The sequence below is a fragment of the Epibacterium sp. Ofav1-8 genome, assembly GCF_022348185.1.
In the GTDB taxonomy this organism is placed as follows: domain Bacteria; phylum Pseudomonadota; class Alphaproteobacteria; order Rhodobacterales; family Rhodobacteraceae; genus Epibacterium.
In genome coordinates this window covers 246,045-266,379 of record NZ_JAKRFD010000006.1, presented here as the reverse complement: position 1 = coordinate 266,379, position 20,335 = coordinate 246,045, and the positions used below count along the sequence as shown (strand labels likewise).

21 protein-coding genes are annotated in these 20,335 nt (G+C 62.6%); 11 read left to right on the top strand and 10 right to left on the bottom strand.

The window, feature by feature from the left end; translation table 11 throughout:
• Nucleotides 1–296: 296 nt before the first annotated feature.
• From MHM97_RS12280 to MHM97_RS12255, 6 genes are all read left to right on the top strand, one after another.
• A complete protein-coding gene (locus MHM97_RS12280; RefSeq protein ID WP_239322642.1) occupies nucleotides 297–941 on the top strand; it encodes an SH3 domain-containing protein in 645 nt (214 codons plus the stop codon).
• A gap of 32 nt (nucleotides 942–973) precedes the next feature.
• Nucleotides 974–1,804 carry an SDR family NAD(P)-dependent oxidoreductase gene (locus MHM97_RS12275; protein ID WP_239322641.1) on the top strand — a complete coding sequence of 277 codons (831 nt, stop codon included), beginning with the start codon at nucleotides 974–976 and terminating at the stop codon, nucleotides 1,802–1,804.
• A 69-nt stretch (nucleotides 1,805–1,873) separates the two neighbouring features.
• The gene (locus MHM97_RS12270) at nucleotides 1,874–2,077 is read left to right on the top strand and encodes a twin transmembrane helix small protein (RefSeq protein WP_239322640.1); all 204 of its coding nucleotides are present in this window, start codon (nucleotides 1,874–1,876) and stop codon (nucleotides 2,075–2,077) included.
• A 3-nt stretch (nucleotides 2,078–2,080) separates the two neighbouring features.
• On the top strand, nucleotides 2,081–2,653 hold the full coding sequence (locus MHM97_RS12265; protein WP_239322639.1) for a cob(I)yrinic acid a,c-diamide adenosyltransferase: 573 nt from the start codon (nucleotides 2,081–2,083) through the stop codon (nucleotides 2,651–2,653).
• 273 nt (nucleotides 2,654–2,926) lie between these two features.
• Nucleotides 2,927–3,685, top strand: a complete 759-nt coding sequence (locus MHM97_RS12260; RefSeq protein ID WP_239322638.1) for an electron transfer flavoprotein subunit beta/FixA family protein — start codon at nucleotides 2,927–2,929, stop codon at nucleotides 3,683–3,685.
• Entirely contained in the window at nucleotides 3,685–4,614 is a 930-nt protein-coding gene (locus MHM97_RS12255) for an electron transfer flavoprotein subunit alpha/FixB family protein (protein WP_239322637.1), read from the top strand. The genes MHM97_RS12260 and MHM97_RS12255 overlap by 1 nt, the downstream gene beginning before the upstream one ends.
• Before the next feature lie 105 nt (nucleotides 4,615–4,719).
• On the opposite strand, the gene MHM97_RS12250 is transcribed toward MHM97_RS12255, so the two are convergent.
• Nucleotides 4,720–5,544 (bottom strand): DUF6473 family protein, encoded by an 825-nt coding sequence (locus tag MHM97_RS12250; protein WP_239322636.1) that lies wholly within the window; start codon nucleotides 5,542–5,544, stop codon nucleotides 4,720–4,722.
• A 168-nt stretch (nucleotides 5,545–5,712) separates the two neighbouring features.
• On the opposite strand from MHM97_RS12250, the gene MHM97_RS12245 reads away from it, so the two are divergent.
• Nucleotides 5,713–6,588: a 3-hydroxybutyryl-CoA dehydrogenase gene (locus MHM97_RS12245; protein ID WP_239322635.1), complete on the top strand. Its 876-nt coding sequence runs from the start codon at nucleotides 5,713–5,715 to the stop codon at nucleotides 6,586–6,588.
• Nucleotides 6,589–6,801: 213 nt separating this feature from the next.
• Here MHM97_RS12245 and MHM97_RS12240 read toward each other — a convergent pair whose 3' ends face one another.
• The 7 genes from MHM97_RS12240 to MHM97_RS12210 are packed head-to-tail and all read right to left on the bottom strand — an operon-like array spanning nucleotide 6,802 to nucleotide 12,258.
• Entirely contained in the window at nucleotides 6,802–7,710 is a 909-nt protein-coding gene (locus MHM97_RS12240) for a lysophospholipid acyltransferase family protein (protein WP_239322670.1), read from the bottom strand.
• Between the two features lie 37 nt (nucleotides 7,711–7,747).
• A complete protein-coding gene (locus tag MHM97_RS12235) occupies nucleotides 7,748–8,017 on the bottom strand; it encodes an HPr family phosphocarrier protein (protein WP_239322634.1) in 270 nt (89 codons plus the stop codon).
• Nucleotides 8,018–8,425, bottom strand: coding sequence for a PTS sugar transporter subunit IIA (locus MHM97_RS12230; protein ID WP_239322633.1), 408 nt, complete (start codon nucleotides 8,423–8,425; stop codon nucleotides 8,018–8,020). It abuts the gene before it with no gap.
• Nucleotides 8,426–8,434: 9 nt separating this feature from the next.
• Nucleotides 8,435–9,334 (bottom strand): RNase adapter RapZ, encoded by a 900-nt coding sequence (gene rapZ, locus MHM97_RS12225; protein WP_239322669.1) that lies wholly within the window; start codon nucleotides 9,332–9,334, stop codon nucleotides 8,435–8,437.
• Nucleotides 9,318–9,770, bottom strand: a complete 453-nt coding sequence (locus tag MHM97_RS12220; RefSeq protein ID WP_239322668.1) for an HPr kinase/phosphorylase — start codon at nucleotides 9,768–9,770, stop codon at nucleotides 9,318–9,320. The genes rapZ and MHM97_RS12220 overlap by 17 nt, the downstream gene beginning before the upstream one ends.
• A 10-nt stretch (nucleotides 9,771–9,780) precedes the next feature.
• On the bottom strand, nucleotides 9,781–11,517 hold the full coding sequence (locus MHM97_RS12215; RefSeq protein ID WP_239322632.1) for a sensor N-terminal transmembrane domain-containing protein: 1,737 nt from the start codon (nucleotides 11,515–11,517) through the stop codon (nucleotides 9,781–9,783).
• A 39-nt stretch (nucleotides 11,518–11,556) separates the two neighbouring features.
• Nucleotides 11,557–12,258, bottom strand: coding sequence for a response regulator transcription factor (locus tag MHM97_RS12210; RefSeq protein WP_239322631.1), 702 nt, complete (start codon nucleotides 12,256–12,258; stop codon nucleotides 11,557–11,559).
• A gap of 387 nt (nucleotides 12,259–12,645) precedes the next feature.
• Between MHM97_RS12210 and MHM97_RS12205 the strand changes: the two genes are divergently transcribed.
• Nucleotides 12,646–14,244 carry a phosphoenolpyruvate carboxykinase gene (locus tag MHM97_RS12205; protein ID WP_239322630.1) on the top strand — a complete coding sequence of 533 codons (1,599 nt, stop codon included), beginning with the start codon at nucleotides 12,646–12,648 and terminating at the stop codon, nucleotides 14,242–14,244.
• Nucleotides 14,245–14,344: 100 nt separating this feature from the next.
• Here the strand turns inward: MHM97_RS12205 and MHM97_RS12200 are convergent, their stop codons facing one another.
• Nucleotides 14,345–15,037 (bottom strand): SGNH/GDSL hydrolase family protein, encoded by a 693-nt coding sequence (locus MHM97_RS12200; protein WP_239322629.1) that lies wholly within the window; start codon nucleotides 15,035–15,037, stop codon nucleotides 14,345–14,347.
• Between the two features lie 113 nt (nucleotides 15,038–15,150).
• Complete coding sequence (locus MHM97_RS12195; protein WP_239322628.1) at nucleotides 15,151–16,848, bottom strand: acyl-CoA dehydrogenase family protein; 1,698 nt, start codon at nucleotides 16,846–16,848, stop codon at nucleotides 15,151–15,153.
• A 144-nt stretch (nucleotides 16,849–16,992) separates the two neighbouring features.
• Between MHM97_RS12195 and MHM97_RS12190 the strand changes: the two genes are divergently transcribed.
• From MHM97_RS12190 to dgt, 3 genes are all read left to right on the top strand, one after another.
• Nucleotides 16,993–17,760, top strand: coding sequence for a sulfite exporter TauE/SafE family protein (locus MHM97_RS12190; protein WP_239322627.1), 768 nt, complete (start codon nucleotides 16,993–16,995; stop codon nucleotides 17,758–17,760).
• A gap of 4 nt (nucleotides 17,761–17,764) precedes the next feature.
• Nucleotides 17,765–18,679, top strand: a complete 915-nt coding sequence (locus tag MHM97_RS12185) for a cation diffusion facilitator family transporter (RefSeq protein ID WP_239322626.1) — start codon at nucleotides 17,765–17,767, stop codon at nucleotides 18,677–18,679.
• Between the two features lie 213 nt (nucleotides 18,680–18,892).
• Nucleotides 18,893–20,269 (top strand): dGTP triphosphohydrolase, encoded by a 1,377-nt coding sequence (dgt, locus tag MHM97_RS12180; RefSeq protein ID WP_239322625.1) that lies wholly within the window; start codon nucleotides 18,893–18,895, stop codon nucleotides 20,267–20,269.
• Nucleotides 20,270–20,335: the final 66 nt, after the last annotated feature.

Below are 20,335 nucleotides of genomic sequence, written 5' to 3'. Positions count from 1 at the left end.
CCCTCGTCGAGCGGCAAGCGGCCTTGGCAGGTTATCAACAGATGAAAGCCTCGACCGGCGCGCTCAACACGCGTTGCGTCGCCTTTGGCCTCTGCGCGCGGCCTAAGGGGAGGAAACCGCCGCGGCTCCCCTCATTTTATGCTAAGATTGTGATGTATTGATCGCGTCACGGGCGATTCTCCCAACTGCCATTGGGACCCCGGCCGCCGTCCCCGACGTTGTCCAAGCGCGAGGGGAAGCCGTCGACACCGGGACCGCACGAGGTTTGAAGCGATCATTTGTAGGGGGTACGCGCCATGTCGCGGTTTTTGATTGTGTCCTTTGCCGGGTTGGCATTGGCGTTCTACGAATTGAGCGGTGGTGCCGATTTTGAGCCACCCGCACCGCCCGACAGCCTCATCCAGCGGCAGGAAACCCTCGCCGATTCAAAGCGAAACCGGAATCGCATTGTCAGCAGCCCGGCTGAAATCCGCCTCGGTGCGCCGGTGCTGACACCTTATCAGGGACCGCCACCTGCGGCGATCAAGACTGCATCCGGCAACCGCGACACCCCCGCGCCCGGCACCCCGCGCGGCACGGGGCTGAACACAACCCAGCACAGCACGCCCGAACCGCAGCGGATCTCGCTCAGCCTGCCGGCCACCGGGTTGCAGATCGGCGCGCTCGAAGGCGGATTGGCGTCGATCACCGCAGCCACCCCGCAGCCCGTCGCCACCGTTGCCGCCCCGGAGCCGGTCGGAGACTTACGCCGCGTGCGGGCATCGCGGGCCAATGTGCGGCTTGGGCCCGGAACCCGCTTTCCGGTGCTGGTGCAGCTCCTGGCTGGCGATCAGGTGCGGGTGCTGAACGACGATCCCTCGGGCTGGGCATTGCTCGAAACCCCCAAAACCGGTCAGGTGGGCTGGATTGCCGCTTCCCTGCTGAGCGCGAAAGGGTCATAACTCGGCCCCGGACCCTACTTCCGGAGCCCGACATGACCAAGACACTGCTGATCACAGGCTGTTCGACCGGCATTGGCTATGCCGCCGCCCGCGATATGCGGGCACGCGGCTGGCGCGTCTTTGCTTCCTGCCGGCAGGCCAGCGACTGTGACCGGTTGCGCGGCGAAGGCTTTGACAGTCCCCGCATCGACTACACCGACCCCGACAGCATCCGCAGCGGCCTGGCCGAAGTGCTGGACGCAACCGGCGGCACCCTGGACGCGCTGTTCAACAATGGCGCTCACGGCCTGCCCGGTGCCGTCGAAGATCTGCCCACAGACGGTCTGCGCGAAATCTTCGAGACCAACTTCTTTGGCTGGCATGAGCTGACCCGGCAGATGATTCCGGTGATGCGGGCACAGGGGCATGGCCGGATCGTTCAGAATTCTTCCGTGCTGGGGCTGGTCAGCTACCCCTGGCGCGGCGCCTATGCGGCCACCAAATTCGCGCTCGAAGGGCTGACGGACACCTTGCGGCTGGAATTGGCCGACACCGGCATTCACGTCGTGCTGATCGAACCCGGCCCGGTGACATCGCACATCCGACAGAACTCGATCCCGCATTTCGAGAAACACATCGACTGGAAGGCCTCCCCCATCCGCGCCCGCTACGAGGCGACGCTCCTGAAGCGGCTGTATCATTCCAGCGGTCCCGATACCTTTGAACTGCCACCTGCGGCGGTATCGCAAAAACTGGCCCGCGCGCTGGAGGCCCGCCGCCCGCGTCCGCGCTATTACGTGACCACTCCCACCTACATTGCCGGCACCCTGCGACGGTTTCTCTCGACACGGGCGATTGACCGCATTCTCCTGCGCTTTAGATAGTCGCATCACCTGTCGAGCGGCCCGGCCCCGACGCCGCGCGCCACCGGACAACAAAGGATCAGATCAACAATGGGCACACCACTTTACATCCTGGGCATACTGGCAATGGCGGCCGTGGTCATTGTCCTGGCGATCGGGATTGGCGGCTTTGGAATCGGAGGCGACTTCAACCGCAAGAATGCCAACAAGATGATGCGTCTGCGCATCTTCTTTCAATTCCTGGCAGTGGTTCTGCTGCTGGGCTTCGTCGCTCTCAGCGCAGGAGGGAACTGACCCATGGTGGTCCTGAACAAGATCTACACCCGCACCGGGGACAAGGGCGATACCGCGCTCGGCAACGGTGATCGCGTCGCCAAACACTCTGCCCGCGTCACCGCCTACGGCACCTCGGACGAGTTGAACGCCCAGCTGGGCGTGGCCCGCCTGGTTGCCGAGGGCGAGATGGACGCGGCGCTGGCGCGGATCCAGAATGACCTCTTTGACCTTGGCGCCGACCTGTGCCGCCCGGACATGCATCTGGACGCCGAAGCCGAGTACCCCCCTCTGCGCATGGCGCAAGCCCAGGTGGACCGGCTGGAGGCCGAAATCGACGTGATGAACAAGGCGCTGGCCCCTCTGCGCAGCTTTGTTTTGCCGGGCGGCAGCGCCCTTTCGGCGCATCTCCATGTCTGCCGCACCGTAGCGCGCCGCGCGGAACGGTTGGCAACCGAACTCGCCACCGACGAGGACGTCAATCCCTCGGTCCTGATCTACCTCAACCGCCTGTCGGACTGGTTTTTCGTGGCCTCTCGCGTCGCCAATGACAACGGTGCACAGGACGTGCTCTGGGTCCCCGGCGCCAACCGCTGAGCCGCGTGGCGTCCACCGCAACTCTGATTCGCGCATGTTTACGCAAACATCCCCCGCGTCACCCGGCGCGGGGGTCTTTCTTTGTGCCTCACCACGGGTTTCGTCCGCCAAATTTCCGCAACGAAATTAAACGTTCTTTTGGCGAACGCGACGTCCGCGGGCCAAAACGTGACGATTTTACCCTGTTGCCACGCCCGTCTAGCCGGTATCAACACCCCGAGAGCACTCATGGGGCCGCGCAAGCGAACCCCGATTGTTAAGGAGAAACGCCCAATGAAGGTACTCGTACCTGTCAAACGCGTGATCGACTACAACGTGAAAGTCCGCGTCAAAGCGGACGGCAGCGGTGTCGACCTCGCCAACGTCAAGATGTCGATGAACCCCTTCGACGAAATCGCCGTGGAAGAGGCGATCCGCCTCAAGGAAGCGGGCAAGGCCGATGAGGTCGTCGCCGTCTCCATTGGCGTCAAGCAGGCGCAGGAAACCCTGCGCACCGCGCTGGCCATGGGTGCTGACCGTGCGATCCTCGTGGTCGCCGCAGATGACGTTCACCAGGACATCGAGCCGCTCGCGGTCGCCAAGATCCTCGCCAAAGTTGTCGAGGAAGAGCAGCCGGGCCTCGTGCTCGCCGGCAAGCAGGCGATCGACAACGACATGAACGCCACCGGCCAGATGCTCTCCGCACTGCTGGGCTGGTCGCAGGCGACGTTTGCCTCCGCCGTGGACATCGAGGGCGACGACGCCAAGGTGACCCGCGAAGTGGATGGCGGTCTGCAGACCATCTCCGTCAAGATGCCGACGATCGTCACCGTGGACCTGCGCCTCAATGAGCCGCGCTATGCCTCGCTGCCGAACATCATGAAGGCAAAGAAAAAGCCGCTCGACGAGAAAACCGCCGCCGATTACGGCGTCGACGTCACCCCGCGCCTGACCGTGGTGGAGACCAAGGAACCCGAAGCCCGCTCCGCTGGCATCATGGTGGGCTCCGTCGACGAGCTGGTTGAGAAACTCAAAGAAGCGGGAGCTGTGTAATGGCTGTTCTTCTCCTTGCCGAAGTCACCAGTGGCGAACTGTCCCTTGACGCAACCGCCAAGGCCGTTTCCGCCGCAAAATCCCTGGGCGATGTCACCGTCCTGGCGGCAGGCGCCACAGCGGCTGCTGCCGGTGAAGCCGCGGCCAAGATCGACGGCGTCGCCAAGGTTCTGGTTGCCGAAGACGAAAGCCTCGGCCACCGCCTGGCGGAACCGACCGCCGCGCTGATCGCCGGTCTGGCCTCCGACTACAGCCACATCGTTGCGCCTGCGACCACCGACGCCAAGAACATCCTGCCCCGCGTGGCAGCCCTGCTTGACGTGATGGTGATCTCCGACGTGACCGCCGTGGTGGACGCCGACACCTTCGAGCGCCCGATCTATGCGGGCAACGCGATCCAGGTTGTGAAATCCTCCGACGCGAAGAAGGTCATCTCCTTCCGGACCTCGACATTCGACGCAGCCGGCGAAGGTGGTTCCGCCTCCGTGGACACCATCTCCGCAGCAGAAAACCCCGGTCTGTCGTCCTGGGTCGAGGACAAGGTCGCAGAGAGCGATCGCCCCGAACTCACCTCCGCAGGCGTGGTTGTCTCCGGTGGTCGCGGCGTCGGCTCCGAGGAAGACTTCAAGATCATCGAAGCTCTGGCCGACAAGCTGGGCGCGGCGGTTGGTGCCTCCCGTGCGGCGGTCGATTCGGGCTTTGCGCCGAACGACTGGCAGGTGGGTCAGACCGGCAAGGTCGTCGCCCCCGAGCTCTATATCGCGGTTGGCATCTCCGGCGCGATCCAGCACCTCGCGGGCATGAAGGACTCCAAGATCATCGTTGCGATCAACAAGGACGAAGAGGCTCCGATCTTCCAGGTTGCCGATTACGGTCTGGTTGCGGATCTCTTCGAGGCGGTTCCGGCGCTGACCGAAAAGCTCGGCTGAGCCAGCCCCGATCAGAAATGACAGGAGCCCACGCATTGCGTGGGCTCTTTTCTTTTGCGCTGACATAGCACGTGCCCGCCCCTCCGGTGGACAGCGGGCCGCGCATCAGGCCGCAGCCAGAACCCGCAGCAACCGCGAAGCCACCGCATCGGCAATCCGGTCATGTTCCTTTGGCCCCAGCATCAGTCGCGCCGCAGGCAGATCCATCGCGCCAAAGATCATCCCGGGAATATCCTGCGCCTGTTCGGCCGTGGCCACATCCAGTTCGATCACATCCGCAACACTGGGCCGCAGGACATCAAGCATCGAGGGCTCCACCAGCGTCGGCGACGGACCCAGCGTCTCTGCCGCGCCCATGTCATAGCGCAACCACAACAGCACAACGTCACCGTTCAGCATGCCGATCAGCCGCCCCATGCGGGTCAGCCAGGTCTCCTGCAGATCTGCACAGACACGCGCAAAGCGATCCTCAGAGATGGCCCGCAATGAGGTCAGCATGTGCTTGTTGAAATGGTAGTCGGTGAAGTCCACTTCGGGAAACAGATGCACAAGCGCATCATAGGGTCGCAGGAACCGGTCATTGCGGCGCGGGTGCACCTTGTAGAAACTGTTGCTGAGGTTCTGCGCCCCCATCACCTGCAGGATCGTCAATTGTCCGCCGGCGGCAATTTCCATCAGGCTGTCGTCATGCAGGAAGGCATCCACCCCTGCGTTCACACACCCGAGGTTGACGCAGGCTAGCCCCACCTGCCCTTCGACACCTTGCGGAAAGGGGCGTTCGATAAACCGGCCAAAAACCTCGGTCCCGCCGAGAAAGCTGATATAAGGATCGCGCAGATCGCGCTCTGGGCCCCGGACCCGAAGCCGTGACTCGCCGTAGCTGCACAGCTCGCTCACAAGCGCATCCGCGCTTTTGAGTTCATAGCTCATTTCTTCCACCACTTTTTCACCCAAGAGCCATATTGCAGCCCGAATCTTTCCAAACCGCTAATCGGCGAATTTGCTGAAAACGGCGTCGATCAGCCTTGTTTCTGCGGGCGCGAAACCATTAGTATCCGGCCGCAGGCACTGGGCAGGCACAAGGAAAGGCCATCCATCATGGACGTTAAAACAGTCGGGGTTATCGGTGCGGGTCAAATGGGCAACGGCATTGCCCATGTCATGGCGCTCTCCGGATTTCATGTTGTTCTCAACGACATAAGCCAGCAAGCGCTGGACAGCGCCCTGTCCCTGATCCAGAAAAACCTTGCCCGCCAGGCCAGCCGGGGCAAGATCTCGGATGCCGATGTCACCGCGGCGATGGAGCGGATCTCCACCACTCTGACCCTGGCGGATCTGGGGCAGACCGACCTGGTGATCGAGGCGGCAACGGAGCGCGAGGCCGTCAAGCAGGCGATTTTCGAAGATCTCCTGCCGCATCTGCAACCGCATACGATTCTCACCTCGAACACCTCTTCGATCTCGATCACCCGTCTCGCCAGCCGCACCGACCGTCCGGAGCGCTTCATGGGGTTCCACTTCATGAACCCGGTACCGGTGATGCAACTGGTGGAACTCATCCGCGGCATCGCCACCGACGAGGAAACTTTCCAGACCTGCCAGGCCGTGGTCGAAAAGCTCGGCAAGACGGCTGCCAGCGCCGAGGACTTCCCCGCCTTCATCGTCAACCGCATCCTGATGCCGATGATCAACGAGGCGGTCTATACGCTCTACGAGGGCGTGGGCTCCGTGCGCTCGATCGACGAATCAATGAAGCTGGGCGCCAACCACCCGATGGGCCCGCTGGAACTGGCCGACTTCATCGGCCTCGACACCTGCCTGGCGATCATGAACGTATTGCACGACGGGCTCGCCGATACCAAATATCGCCCCTGCCCGCTGCTCACCAAATATGTCGAGGCCGGTTGGCTTGGCCGCAAGACGCAGCGCGGCTTCTACGACTACCGCGGCGAAACACCCGTCCCGACGCGCTGAAACCCGGCTCTCGCTGCTGCTTCGGAGCCCTCGCCGCCTAAGCTCCAACGGGCAAGGCCGCGCCCGGGCCGCCAGACAAATCGCGGAGGCTCCGCGCCCCCAAGGGCGTGGAAACCGCTATTTTTCTTGCGGAATGGGGGTGGTTTTTCCAGGCCGGGATCAGGGGCGAGGGCTTCGGGGCTGCTGCTTTGGTGACTCAGAAGCCCTTCAACCTCAGTCTTTCTGGCCCAGGCTGAGCGTGTGCTCCCGCAGCCAGGCCATGAAACCGCGCGGATCGCTGTGCAGACGTTCCATCTGCGCCTCCGTCAGCGCCTCCCCTACCACAGGGGCCTGGGGTTTGTTGCAGGACCGCACGATCTCATGCAGCAGCAACCCCTGCCGCAGTATCGGCGAGACCTGACAGGCAATCTGATAGGCGCGCGAGTTTCGCCCGGGGAAGAACATCGGCACCACCTTGGCGCCGGACCGGCGGATCAGCTGTGCGGTGAACACATTCCACTCCCGCTCCACCGCCGGACCCCACCAGCTGTCAGAGGACATCACCACGCCGGACGGGAACAGCGCCACGACGCCGCCCTCCTTCAGATGGGCCATCGCCTTGGCGCGCATTTCCACCATCTTGCGCTGCGCATCCGGATCATGCGGGAAGGGCACCGGGATCATGAAAGACGTTGCGGCCTCGTCCAGCCCGGTCAGGACCGACCGCGTCAGGATACGATAGTCCAGACGCCTCCGACCAATCAGATCGGCAAAGATCATGCCGTCCACCATGCCGTGCGGATGGTTGGCCACGACCACCACCGGCCCCTCCTCGGGGATACGCTGGATCTGTTCCTCGGGCGTTTGCAGCTTGATGCCCATGACATCCAGCGCCCCGCGCCAGAACTTGTTGCCGCGGTAGTCGGCATTGCGCTTTTCGAATTTCGACACCATGCGCAGGATGGTGAACTTGCCCGTGACCCACTCCAGCGTACGGATCGCCAGCGAGGTCCAGCGATCATCGAAGGAATTGGCATAGGTCAGGGTGCGCCGATCATAGATCTCGCCCGTGGATGTGCCCTTGGGGGCCTGCGTGTCCTGCGGCGCGAGGCCGGAGTTGTTGTTATGCGCGGTGTCAGCCACTTTCACCCGTCCCGTCTTTTTGGACCGTTCCGACAGACTAGTAGCCTTCGCCGAACTTGTCAGCCACCAAGGCTTCGACGGCAGAGGCCAACGCATCCGCGTCCGGTCCCGAGGTTTCGACGTCAATAGTCGTTCCCTTGGACGCTGCCAACATCAAAAGCCCCATGATACTGTCGCCGGAGGCGGACATGCCGTCCTTGACCACTTCGGCAGATGCGTCAAAGCCCTCGACAACCTCCACCAGCTTGGCCGAGGCGCGGGCGTGCAGGCCCTTTTCATTTATGATTTTGAGTGTTTTTCGAGCCATTTATTCTGCCGCTCCCCCTTCGGGGTTCACATTTTGAGAATTGATATACTTGCGCCCCGCTTCCATTGCGTGACGCACCGCATCCGCCACCGGCAGATGGCGGGACTTTGCCAGTTTGATCAGCATGGGGAGATTGGCGCCGTAGAGAATCCGGCGATTGGCGGGTGCACAGGCGCGCAGGCTGAGATTCGAGGGGCTGCCCCCAAACAGATCCGTCACCACAACCACGCCGTCGCCGATGTCGACGGAGTTCGCTGCCGAACAGATCTCGTCCTGCTTGGCATCGCGGTCGTCTTCAGGGCCGATGGCAATCGCCATCAGCGCAGGCTGGCGCCCAACAACATGTTCAACGGCGGCCAGGTATTCCTTGGCCAAACCTCCGTGTGCGACGATCACGATCCCGATCAAGCGGCTCTCTCACTTCAATTGCTGGCCAGGCAGCTCGCGGTGCCTAATTGACACCTGCTGCCCCTCGCGCGCAAGGGCCTTTGCCAGTGTTTCCGCCAATGTGACGGAACGGTGTTGCCCACCTGTGCAGCCAAAGGCAATGGAAAAATGCGACTTCCCCTCCTCCCGATAGGCAGGGAGCAAACTCAGCGTCAGATCGAGGACCCGGTCAAAGAAGCCCTGGAACCGTGCATCCGCGCGCACGTGATCCTGTACCACCTGGTCCCGCCCGTCATAGTCGCGCAGCGCAGGGTCCCAATACGGGTTGGCGAGAAACCGGCAATCGAACACCATATCGACGCTGCGGGGGATCCCCCGTTTGTAGGAAAAACTGTGCAACGCCACGGCCAGCATGCGTCCCTTCGGCGCAAAGAGCTGCTCCACCTCCGCGCGCAGCTGGTGCACGTTCAGCTCCGACGTGTCCACCAGCATGTCCGCGCGATCCCGGATCGGGCGCATCAGGTCCAGCTCCCGCGCGACGCCCAGCTCCGGGCTTTCGGCGGGCGACAACGGATGCCGGCGTCGCGTTTCCGAGAAACGCCGCAGCAACACCTCGGGCTTTGCATCCAGGTAGAACACCGTGGTCTCGAAACTGCGGCGCGCCTTCAGCCTGTCGATCAGATCCACCAGCGCCTCGGTCGAGAAATCACGGTTGCGTGGATCAAGCCCCAGCACCAAAGGCCGATCTGCGCCGCCCGCATCCACCAGCCCCGGCACCAGCCGCAGCGGCAAATTGTCGATCGCCTCGAAATCCAGATCCTCCAGCACGTTGATCGCCGTGGTCCGCCCGGCCCCCGATGGGCCGGTCACCAGCACCAGAGGTGGGCGCGGCGAGGCGCCAGCAGGGGCCGTGTCAGGGCCGGTCTCGATCTCCGTCGGGGTCAATGGCTCCGCCTTTCAGATATTGGATCAGCGCCGCTGGAAAATGGCGCGCATCCACGCGCTTCAACAGGGGCAGCGTCACCCCCAGCATCTGTTTGGTTACGTGGCGTGGGAGCCGCTGCGTTTCAAGTTCATCCATGTCGACAATGAGATGGAGTTGTACCTCCGCCACGGCTGCCGCCTTCAAGAGACCAACACCACGCGCCTCGATCAGGCCCGAAATCGCCTCCGGTGCGCGGGCGAACAGCTGCGTTTGGGATCGGCTCACCTCGGTGCGATCATCCGCCACAAGCGCCGCGCCCCGCGACATCAATTCCAGCGCCAGCGTCGATTTGCCACTTCCGGACGTGCCACAAATCAGAACGCCGCGCCCATCGAGCGCGACGCAACTGGCGTGCAGTGTTGTTGCATCCTTGGCGCGCAGGGCCACCGGGTCAGACCGGCAGGCCGACCACGAAACGCGCGCCGAGGGGTTCCGAGGTCAGGTCCGCTTCGGTCGGGCGGATGTTCTCGGCCCAGATCACGCCCCCATGAGCCTCGACGATCTGCTTGGAGATCGCCAGGCCAAGGCCCGAGTTGTTGCCGAAATGCTCGTCCGGACGCTGCGAGTAGAAGCGTTTAAAGATCTTGGACAGCGCCTGTTCGGGAATGCCGGGGCCGGTGTCCTCGACCACCACCAGCACACGATTGTCGCGGCGGCGGGCCCAGACCCGGATCGCGTCGCCCTCTTCGCAGAAAGAGATCGCGTTGGTGATCAGATTCACAAAGACCTGCGCCAGCCGCGCCTCCAGCCCGCGAATGAGAATCGGCTCATTCGGCAGCTCGGTGATATAGTCGATGCCCTTGCCGCGCGCATCCTCGCCCAGATACTGGTTCAGATTCCCGAGCATGGTCAGCAGGTCGAAATCTTCCTCGTCCTCCTTCACCAGTTCGGCATCCAACCGCGACGCGTTGGAGATGTCACTCACCAACCGGTCGAGACGACGCACATCATGTTCAATCACTTCCATCAGCTTCTCCCGCTGGTCCTCCCGATGAACCATGCGCAGCGTGCCAACAGCAGACTGCAAACTGGCCAGAGGGTTCTTGATCTCATGTGCCACATCAGCTGCAAATTGTTCGTTACTATCGATACGATTATAGAGCGCTTTTACCATTCCGCGCAGCGCCCGGCTCAATCGGCCAATTTCATCGGGGCGGGCGGAGAGGTCCGGAATGCGGATGCGTCCCGGTTTGACCTTGTCGCTGTCACGATCCTTGCCCAGCTCTGCCGCCTCTGCCAGATCGGCCAGCGGGTTGGCGATCGTGGAGGCCAGCACCAGGCTCAGCCCGACGGAGACCAGCAGCGCCACCACGAACATCTGCAACACCCGTTCCCGCTCGCTGCGGACCAGCCGGTCGATTTCGCCGGTGGCCGAGGTCATGACCAGAACCCCCGCGGTGTTGCCCAAGTGCAGAATCGGAGTCGCCGCTGCATAGACAGTGCCCCCCGCCGTATCCGGCACCGCGCTGACCTGCGTGCCCTCTGCCAGGGCGCGCTGGGTCAGATCTGCCAATTGCGCTTCGGGTATTTCGATCACATCCGGAGGGGTCGCCGCGCGGTTGCCGCCGCCCAGCGCCGTCCAGATCGCGGTCAGCGAATCGGTGATCAGCGTGCGCCCTTCGTCGTTTTCATTCAGCCGGTTCAGCGCATCGGCGCGCATCACCCCCTGCTGTCGCCCCACCAGCGTCAGGTCGGCGTCATAGACAAAGACCTCGACCCCGCCGCGCAACGACAGGCTTTGCAGCGCCCCGGAGACATCAATGCCCTCGCCTGCCGCCAGGCTGACGGCACTTTCGGCGGGCAGTTCCGCTTCCAGCACATCCGACGCCAGCATCGCCTCCGACACCAGCGTGCCGAGACGTTGGTACACCAAGCTCTGACGGGAGGAATTCAGGTACAGGATGCCGGATACAAGAATGATCAGGGCAATCAGGTTGAAGGTGATGATCTTGCGGGTCAGCGGCGAACTGCGCAGGGAAAACAGCCCTCTGCGGGCCCGGCGCGCCTGCATCTCCCGTCCGACCGTCTGCTCCGGGGCGACCCAGTCATCGCCCAGTACCACATCACCATCGCGGCGTCGGTCCCGGCCCGAAAGCCGGTCATTGTCAGTCACGCTCGAGTCGCGCATGCGCGCCTATCTCCGCCAAAGCTCCCGACCACCGGGACCTTACTCTTCGTTATAGCGGTAGCCGATCCCATAGAGGGTCTCGATCGCCGCGAAATCCGCATCGGCGCTGCGCATCTTCTTGCGCAGACGCTTGATATGGCTGTCGATGGTGCGGTCGTCCACATAGACCTGATCATCATAGGCCACATCCATCAGTTGATCGCGGCTTTTGACAAATCCGGGACGTTGCGCCAGCGCTTGCAACAGCAGGAACTCGGTCACGGTCAGGGACACGTCCTGGCCTTTCCAGCTCACCGCGTGGCGCAGCGGGTCCATCCGCAGGTGGCCGCGCTCCATCACCTTGGTCTCCGGCGCCGTGCCGACCTCATCGGTGGCGACGGCCTCCTGGCGGCGCAGCAGCGCCCGGATGCGTTCCACCAGAAGCCGTTGCGAAAAGGGTTTCTTGACGTAGTCGTCCGCCCCCATGCGCAGGCCCAGAACCTCGTCGATCTCGTCATCCTTCGAGGTCAGGAAGATCACCGGCATCTGACTTTTCTGCCGCAGACGCTGCAACAGGTCCATGCCATCCATGCGGGGCATCTTGATGTCCAGAACTGCCATATCCGGCAGTTTCTTGTTGAACGCGTCGAGTGCCGCCTGCCCGTCATTATAGGTTTCGACTTCGAACCCTTCGGCCTCCAGTGTCATCGACACCGAGGTCAGGATGTTCCTGTCGTCATCGACCAAAGCAATCTTTGACATCGGATTTGCCCTTATCTGCTCATTATTCGTTTGTTTTGCGTCCTTTGTCGCGTGGAAGACGCCCCGAATCAATCCCTGATTAACGAATCAGGCAAAATCTTGGCGCCCATTGACGCAAAAATGTCTTAGCAATCGTTAAAGACGCGGTCGTGAAACATCAGTGACACGCGTGTGAAACAGCATCGTTCACTATGCGAAACTTCTGGTGGCGCTAAAGGTTTGCGTGGTTGCGCTAACGTCGCCAAAGCGTCCTGTTCTTCCTGCAAAACCTCATGTTAAGACCCGGGCAAGAGGTGCTATTATTGCGCCTCGGCGCCGTTCGGCGCAGCGAAAGTTCCATGCGGCCGCAATCCTACGCAACAGGCCGACACCCAGGAGAGACACAAGATGACATCTGGACGGGTCAACCCGCACTTCCGCCTCGAGGATCAAGGGATCGAGGGTCTGGGCAATGTCTATTACAACCTCATGGAGCCTGCGTTGGTCGAAGCGGCCCTGGGCCGCGGCGAAGGCACTCTCGGCAAGGGCGGCGCCTTTCTGGTGACCACCGGCAAGTTCACCGGCCGCTCGCCCAAGGACAAACATGTCGTCAAGACCGACAGCGTTGCAGACACCATCTGGTGGGAGAACAACGCCGAAATGAGCCCTGCGGGGTTCGACGCACTCTATGAAGACATGCTGGAGCACATGAAGGGCCGCGACTACTTCGTGCAGGATCTGGTCGGTGGCGCCGATCCGGTGCATGCGATCAACGTGCGCATGGTGACCGAACTGGCCTGGCACAACCTGTTCATCCGTCACCTTCTGCGGCGTCCCGACCGCGAGGATCTGGATGATTTCACCTCTGATTTCACCATCATCAACTGCCCCAGCTTTCAGGCGGACCCGAAAAAGCACGACTGCAAATCGGAAACCGTCATCGCGCTGAACTTCGACCGCAAGCTGATCCTGATCGGCGGCACCGAATATGCAGGCGAGAACAAGAAGTCCGTCTTCACCCTGCTGAACTACCTGCTGCCGGAAAAGGGCATCATGCCGATGCACTGTTCCGCCAACCATGCCAAGGGCAACCCGGTCGACACGGCCGTGTTCTTCGGCCTCTCCGGCACCGGCAAGACCACCTTGTCGGCAGACCCCGACCGGGTGCTGATCGGCGATGACGAGCATGGCTGGGCCTCCAACGGCACCTTCAACTTCGAGGGCGGCTGCTACGCCAAGACCATCAACCTCAACCCCGAGGCGGAGCCCGAGATCTACGCCACCACCGAGAAATTCGGCACCGTGATCGAGAACATGACGTTTGATCCGGAGACCTTCGATCTCAACTTCGATGATGACAGCCTGACCGCCAACATGCGCTGTGCCTACCCGCTGCATTACATCTCCAATGCCTCCGAGTCGGCGCGTGGCGGCCATCCGAAGAACATCATCATGCTGACCTGTGATGCCTTTGGCGTGCTGCCTCCGATCGCGCGGCTGACACCTGCACAGGCGATGTATCACTTCCTGTCCGGCTTCACCTCCAAGGTGGCCGGGACCGAGCGTGGTGTGACCGAGCCGGAGCCGACCTTCTCCACCTGCTTTGGTGCGCCCTTCATGCCGCGCCGCCCAGAGGTTTATGGCAACCTGCTGCGCGAGAAGATCGCCGCCCATGGTGCGACCTGCTGGCTGGTGAACACCGGCTGGACCGGCGGCGCCTATGGCACCGGCTCCCGCATGCCGATCAAAGCCACCCGCGCCCTGCTGACCGCAGCGCTGGACGGCTCCCTCGCCAATGCGGAGTTCCGCAAGGATCCGAATTTCGGCTTTGACGTGCCGGTGGCTGCGCCGGGCGTGGCCGAAGTGCTGCTGGACCCGCGCCGCACCTGGGATGACAAGGATGCCTATGACACCCAGGCCGAAAAACTGGTGCAGATGTTCTCTGACAACTTTGAGCAGTACCTGCCCTATATCGACGACGACGTGAAGGCTGCCGCGATCTGTTGATCCCGCCGCTGTCGTGAAGTCAGTAAGCCCTCGCCTCGGCGGGGGCTTTTGCGTTCCAAAAATTCGGGCGCTGCCTGTCCGATCTGACGGACCGAAGTACTTACTGAGATTTAATGGGATCAGGCGCCAACCGAATGACCTCTGCCACCCTGCCGCCGATGATCCGGCTGGCCTTGGGCGAAGGGTGGATGCGATCAAGCGCATGAAAGCTCAGATCGCCATGAGGCACCAGGTCGGCCGCAGGCAGGAAGGTCACGGCTGCGTCTGCTTGGGCCAGTCTCAATAGACGGGCATCCAGCTCATCGCCTTCGTCACGACAGCTCTCGATCGGGGAGGACCGGCCCGGAGTGCGCAAGTAGCCCAGCAAGATCACACGCGCGCCGTCCTGGCGGATGCGGGACACAAGCTCCGGGAAGGCCCCGGTCGTGGTATCTTCGGAGATCAGCCTATCCATCTTCCGGTCACACTGACCGCAGCCGCACCCCAGCCACAGATCGTTGCCGCCACCGCTGAGGATCACCCAGTCCCAAGGGCCCGCGCGATATTGCTTCGGGATCGACAGGCCCGCGGCACCGCTGATCGGCAGGCGGTAGATCATCCGCGCGCCCGACACGGAACGATCAACGACGGGCTCTCCCAACTGATCCGCGACAACATCCGGGATCGACTGTCCGCCAAGGCTGTTCCACGCCATCATGGAATCGCCCATAGCGAGAATGCGGGCCTCGCGCCCAACGGGGCTATCGCCGCAGGCACTCAGGAAGAGCAGGCAGAGGAAAAGGAAGCGCATCATACCGGAGCGATATCACAAATCTCTCCAGATGCGCCGGGCAATTTGACGAAAATGCTCGACGTCCCCACGGGAGGGGGGCCACCCATGGCCAGGCGCAGTGCTATTTGCGTCTTCTAGGCCAGCAGTCGCCGCGCGATCACCTGCGCCTGGATCTCTGCCGCACCTTCAAAGATATTCAAAATGCGCGCATCACACAGCACGCGGGAAATCTTGTATTCCAGCGCGAAGCCGTTGCCGCCATGGATCTGCAACCCGTTGTCCGCCGCCGCCCAGGCCACTCGTGCGCCAAGGAGCTTTGCCATCCCAGCCTCCAGATCGCAGCGGTGGCCGTTATCTTTTTCCCATGCCGAGAAATACGTGAGCTGCCGCGCCACCATGATCTCGGCCGCCATCATCGCCAGCTTCGACGACACCCGGGGGAAGTTGATCAGCGCCTTGCCGAATTGCTTGCGGTCCTGCGCGTATTGCATGGAGATATCCAGCGCCGATTGCGCCACCCCGATGGCCCGCGCCGCGGTCTGGATGCGGGCGCTCTCAAAGGTCTCCATCAGCTGTTTGAAGCCCTTGCCTTCTTCGCCGCCCAAGAGGTTCTCGCCCTTCACGTGGAAGCCATCGAAGGCCAGTTCGTATTCCTTCATGCCGCGATAACCCAAGACCTCGATCTCACCACCGGTCATACCCTCGGTCGGGAACGGGTTCTCATCCGTGCCCGGCACCTTCTCCGCCAGGAACATCGACAGGCCGCGATGGTCGGTGGTCTCCGGATCGGTCCGCGCCAGGAGCGTCATCACATGGGTCCGCGCCGCGTGGGTGATCCAGGTCTTGTTGCCGGTGATCGTGTAATCGCCATTGTCATCCTTGACTGCACGGGTGCGCAGAGAGCCGAGGTCAGACCCCGTGTTCGGCTCGGTGAAAACAGCGGTCGGCAGGATCTCCGCGCTGGCGATCTTGGGCAGCCAGTTCGCTTTCTGGGCGTCGGTGCCCCCGGCGAGGATCAACTCGGCGGCGATCTCGGACCGCGTACCAAGGCTGCCCACCCCGATATAGCCACGCGACAGCTCCTCGGAGACCACGCACATCGAGGCCTTGGACAGGCCAAAGCCGCCAAACTCCTCCGGGATGGTCAGGCCAAAGACCCCCATCTCCGCCAGCTCCTCAATCACCTCGATCGGGATCAACTCGTCCTTGAGGTGCCAGTCATGGGCAAAGGGCTCGACCTTCTCCTGCGCGTAGCGGCGGAACTGGTCGCGGATCATCTCCAGCTCCTCGTCCAGACCGGAGGTGCCGAACATGGTGCTACCAGATTGCTGCTCCATCAGTTCGACCAGACGCACGCGCGCTGCCTGCGTATTGCCGGACTGCGTCAGCGTCATCACCGCCGGTGCCATCATCGCGCGCTGGTCATCCTGGCTGAGACCCAGATCCTGCAGGCGCAGAACCTCGCCCTGATTCATCTGAATGCCGCCGTAGATCTGCCAGAGGCATTCTCCAAAGGCGATCTGGTGGATCAGCTGCTCCATCTCGCCAAACTTGCCCGCGCCCGAGAGCGCCTCGGCCCAGCGGTGCATTTGACGCAGGGCGTAGACATAGGTGGCCAGCCACGCGAGCCCATGGGCAGCGTATTGATTCTGCTCGACCAGAGCGCCCGACACGCGCCCGCCATCGCTGACGGTCTCACGCACCCGCGATGTTGCGATCTCCAGCAGCGCATCCAGCGGCGCCAGAGCGCCCTCGGTCAGCGACAGAAGGTCTGGCAGCAGCGGCGTCGTGGGGGTCATATCCTGTCCATCCAATTGTCCATCATGGGGCATGAGCGTCCTCCTCAAAGCTGCACTGGTGATAGGCTATTTCGCAGTTGCAGCGCAACATTAAATCCTGAATGGTCGAAATAATGTTCTATTGTTACTCTGTCGTTTTGCGCGTGCAGCACGTGCTGACTGTGCTAAACGCAGGGCATGACGGAGTTCTTTCCCTTTCTTGCCCCTGCCGGGTTTGTCCTCGCCTTTGCCGTGGCGCTGCTTGCCGGCACCATCAAGGGCCTTGTGGGTTTTGCCATGCCGATGATCATGGTGTCGGGTCTCAGCTCGATCATGGCACCGGATCTGGCGCTGGCAGGGCTGATTCTGCCCACACTGGTGACCAACGGGTTTCAGGCGCTCAAACAGGGGCCGGGCGCCGCCTGGGAGTCGATGAAGCGTTTTCGCGCCTTTTTGCTGGTGGGCGGGCTGTTCCTCCTGCTGAGCGCGCAGATGGTGCGGGTTCTGCCTGCTCAGGTGATGTTGTTGATCATCGGGGCGCCGATCACACTCTTTGCGCTGACGCAGCTGATGGGCAAACAGCTGGTGCTGCATGAGGCCTCGCGCCGCATGGAAATCGGCATTGGTGCCTTTGCCGGGTTCATCGGCGGGTTCTCCGGTATCTGGGGGCCGCCCACGGTGGCTTATCTGACGGCGCTTGGCACTGAAAAGAAGGAGCAGATGCGCATACAGGGCGTAATTTACGGCCTTGGGGCGGTGGTGCTGTTCTTTGCCCATATCGGCTCAGGCGTGATGCGCCGTGAAACCTTGCCGTTCTCGGTCCTGATGATCCTGCCTGCGGTACTGGGGATGTGGATCGGCGGCCGGTTGCAGGATCGCATCGAGCAGAGCACTTTTCGCCGGGCGACCCTGTTTGTCCTGCTGATCGCCGGCCTCAACCTCTTGCGCCGCGCCTGGGTGAGCTGAGCGGATGTGCTTTGGTTTGGAGACCCGCCTCACGGCTCGGCAGGTTGCAGGTGGCACCATTCTTGTTTCCGTGCTGGTTCTCGCCCTGAAACTCGGGGCCTGGGGGCTGAGCGGATCGGTGGCCCTGTTCTCCGACGCGATGGAGAGCCTCGTCAACGTATCGGCGGCGGTCCTGGCCTGGTTTGCCATCCGCTACGCGGAACGTCCCGCTGATGCCGGACACCCCTTTGGCCACCACAAGGCAGAATATTTTTCCGCAGTGATCGAAGGCATCATGATCATCCTGGCCGCCGCCCTGATCCTGCACGAGGCCTACGGGGCGCTGCTTGGCATGACCAAAGCGGCGCTGACACCGCTTGCGCTGACCGTAAACTGCCTCGCCCTGGGGGTGAACCTGATCTGGGCGCAAGTCCTGCTGCGCACCGGGGCACGCCTGAACTCCCCCGCCTTCAAGGCCGGAGGACGGCATCTCATGGGGGATGTCTGGACCTCCTTCGGGGTCATTTGCGGGTTGGTTCTGGTGCTGCTGACGGGGTGGCATATGCTTGACCCGGTGATCGCGCTGCTGGTGGCCCTAAACATCCTGCGCGAAGGCCTGCATGTCGTCTCGGACTCGGTCGACGGGTTGATGGACAAAGCCGCAAGCGCCGAGGAACAGGAGAAGATTCAAGCGGTCATCCTGGGCTCCGGCGGCGGCGCGCTCCAGATCCACGACATCAAGACCCGGCGGGCGGGCAAGGCGATGTTCGTGGAATTCCACATGGTCGTCGACGGTGACATGTCCGTTGCCGAAAGCCATGTGATCTGTGATCGGCTGGAGGCGGAGATCGAAGCCGCCCTGCCCGGCGTGCATGTCACGATCCATGTGGAACCGGACCACAAGCTCGAGGACAGCGGATTGGAGCCACCGGCTCCCTAGTCCCCCCACACATCAAGATCGGGCGAACGGTCAGAGGTTTTGCGCTGCGCCAAGCGCATCGCGCGGGGGCGGGTGGTGCAGATGGGCGGGAGCGCCCCCCGCTCCCCAATTGCCTGCTCCGTTCCCGTTGGGTGTCCTGCTATAGACCGGTTGCATTTCGCCCCCCGACAGGCTTTCTAGGCACCACCCGACGGACTGGCACAGGAGAGCCCCATGGACTGGACGCAACTGCTGAACCCGGGACGCCTGTGTCGACCGGATTTCCCCGATGCGCCTGATCGTCCTGCCTATTTGCAGGATTATGACCGCATCCTGTTTTCGGAACCCTTCCGGCGGCTGGCGCAGAAAACCCAGGTGCACCCCCTCTATGACCACGACCATGTCCACCACCGGATGATCCACTCGATGGAGACCTCTTCGGTGGGGCGGTCGCTTGGCATCCAGGTCGGTCAGGCGCTGGTCAAGGAGGGGCTTCTGGCCGAGGGGCTCCAGCATGTGATGGCCGGGACGGTGCAGGCGGCCTGTCTGGTCCATGACATCGGCAATCCCCCCTTCGGCCACTCCGGCGAGGCCAGCATCGGTGCCTGGTTCAGCCGCCAGTTCGCCGCCAATGGAGGTCAGGGCACAGGCATCGCGGCGGGCATCCCTGCCCGGCATCGCGGCGAGTTCGAAGCCTTCGAGGGAAATGCCCAGGGGTTCCGCATCGTTGCACGCCTGGAAATGGCGCGGCGCGCAGGCGGTATGCGGCTCTCCTACGCAACGCTGGGCGCCTTTGCGAAATACCCCACCACACGCCACGCCGCCCGCGAGGCGATGGAGGCAGGAACCGCATATGTCGGCCTCAAGAAATTCGGTTGTTTTGCAGCTGAGGAAGAGCTATTTGCCGAGGCCGCCACGGCGCTTGGCCTGCCCGAGGAGCGCACCCCGCAGGGCCAGCGTTGGTGGCGCCGGCACCCGCTGGCCTTTCTGGTCGAAGCGGCGGATGACATTTGCTATCGCATTCTCGACCTCGAGGATGCGGCAACTGTTGGTGATCTGGACAATGAGACCGTGTCCGGCATCCTCGAAGAGATCACCGGCAAACCCAACCGCGCCGACGATGCGATGATGACCCGTCGCGACAGGGTCGGCATGCTAAGGGCCATGGCCATCGGGGCGTCGATTGACAGCGCGGTGCAGGCGTTTCTGGAGAACTACGACGCCATCATGGCGGGAACATTCAATGACGGGTTGATGGAGGTTTCCACCAAGGCACGGGCCTTTGCTCAGCTGAAGGAGATCTCAAATGCGCGGATCTTCACCGCGCGGCGCAAGACCGAGCTGGAGGTGGTGGGGCGGCACGTCATCTTCACGATCCTCGACGAATTCCACGGGCTGTTCGACGCGCTGAAGGCCTGTGACTGGGACCCCGAGCGGTTGCTGGAGCAGCACAGTTACTGGGCGCAGCTGGTGCGGGCGGTGGATCTAGACCTGCGCGGGGTGGTGGACGACCACACGGCAGCTCATGCGCTCACGGATTTTGTGTCCGGCATGACCGACCGCTACGCGCTGCGCGTACGGGACATGATTACCGGCCAGGTTCCAGGATAGGTCCAAGATGACATCAGCCCGCCTGTCCTGTTGCCCCTCAAGCGCAACCTCCGGTCAGAACGCTGA

Excerpts from the sequence above, each read along its gene's own strand:
- MHM97_RS12280 (WP_239322642.1), top strand. The coding sequence starts at position 297 with ATGTCGCGGTTTTTGATTGTGTCCTTTGCCGGGTTGGCATTGGCGTTC.
- MHM97_RS12275 (WP_239322641.1), top strand. The coding sequence starts at position 974 with ATGACCAAGACACTGCTGATCACAGGCTGTTCGACCGGCATTGGCTAT.
- MHM97_RS12270 (WP_239322640.1), top strand. The coding sequence starts at position 1,874 with ATGGGCACACCACTTTACATCCTGGGCATACTGGCAATGGCGGCCGTG.
- MHM97_RS12265 (WP_239322639.1), top strand. The coding sequence starts at position 2,081 with ATGGTGGTCCTGAACAAGATCTACACCCGCACCGGGGACAAGGGCGAT.
- MHM97_RS12260 (WP_239322638.1), top strand. The coding sequence starts at position 2,927 with ATGAAGGTACTCGTACCTGTCAAACGCGTGATCGACTACAACGTGAAA.
- MHM97_RS12255 (WP_239322637.1), top strand. The coding sequence starts at position 3,685 with ATGGCTGTTCTTCTCCTTGCCGAAGTCACCAGTGGCGAACTGTCCCTT.
- MHM97_RS12250 (WP_239322636.1), bottom strand. The coding sequence starts at position 5,544 with ATGAGCTATGAACTCAAAAGCGCGGATGCGCTTGTGAGCGAGCTGTGC.
- MHM97_RS12245 (WP_239322635.1), top strand. The coding sequence starts at position 5,713 with ATGGACGTTAAAACAGTCGGGGTTATCGGTGCGGGTCAAATGGGCAAC.
- MHM97_RS12235 (WP_239322634.1), bottom strand. The coding sequence starts at position 8,017 with ATGGCTCGAAAAACACTCAAAATCATAAATGAAAAGGGCCTGCACGCC.
- MHM97_RS12215 (WP_239322632.1), bottom strand. The coding sequence starts at position 11,517 with ATGCGCGACTCGAGCGTGACTGACAATGACCGGCTTTCGGGCCGGGAC.
- MHM97_RS12210 (WP_239322631.1), bottom strand. The coding sequence starts at position 12,258 with ATGTCAAAGATTGCTTTGGTCGATGACGACAGGAACATCCTGACCTCG.
- MHM97_RS12205 (WP_239322630.1), top strand. The coding sequence starts at position 12,646 with ATGACATCTGGACGGGTCAACCCGCACTTCCGCCTCGAGGATCAAGGG.
- MHM97_RS12200 (WP_239322629.1), bottom strand. The coding sequence starts at position 15,037 with ATGATGCGCTTCCTTTTCCTCTGCCTGCTCTTCCTGAGTGCCTGCGGC.
- MHM97_RS12195 (WP_239322628.1), bottom strand. The coding sequence starts at position 16,848 with ATGCCCCATGATGGACAATTGGATGGACAGGATATGACCCCCACGACG.
- MHM97_RS12190 (WP_239322627.1), top strand. The coding sequence starts at position 16,993 with ATGACGGAGTTCTTTCCCTTTCTTGCCCCTGCCGGGTTTGTCCTCGCC.
- MHM97_RS12185 (WP_239322626.1), top strand. The coding sequence starts at position 17,765 with ATGTGCTTTGGTTTGGAGACCCGCCTCACGGCTCGGCAGGTTGCAGGT.
- dgt (WP_239322625.1), top strand. The coding sequence starts at position 18,893 with ATGGACTGGACGCAACTGCTGAACCCGGGACGCCTGTGTCGACCGGAT.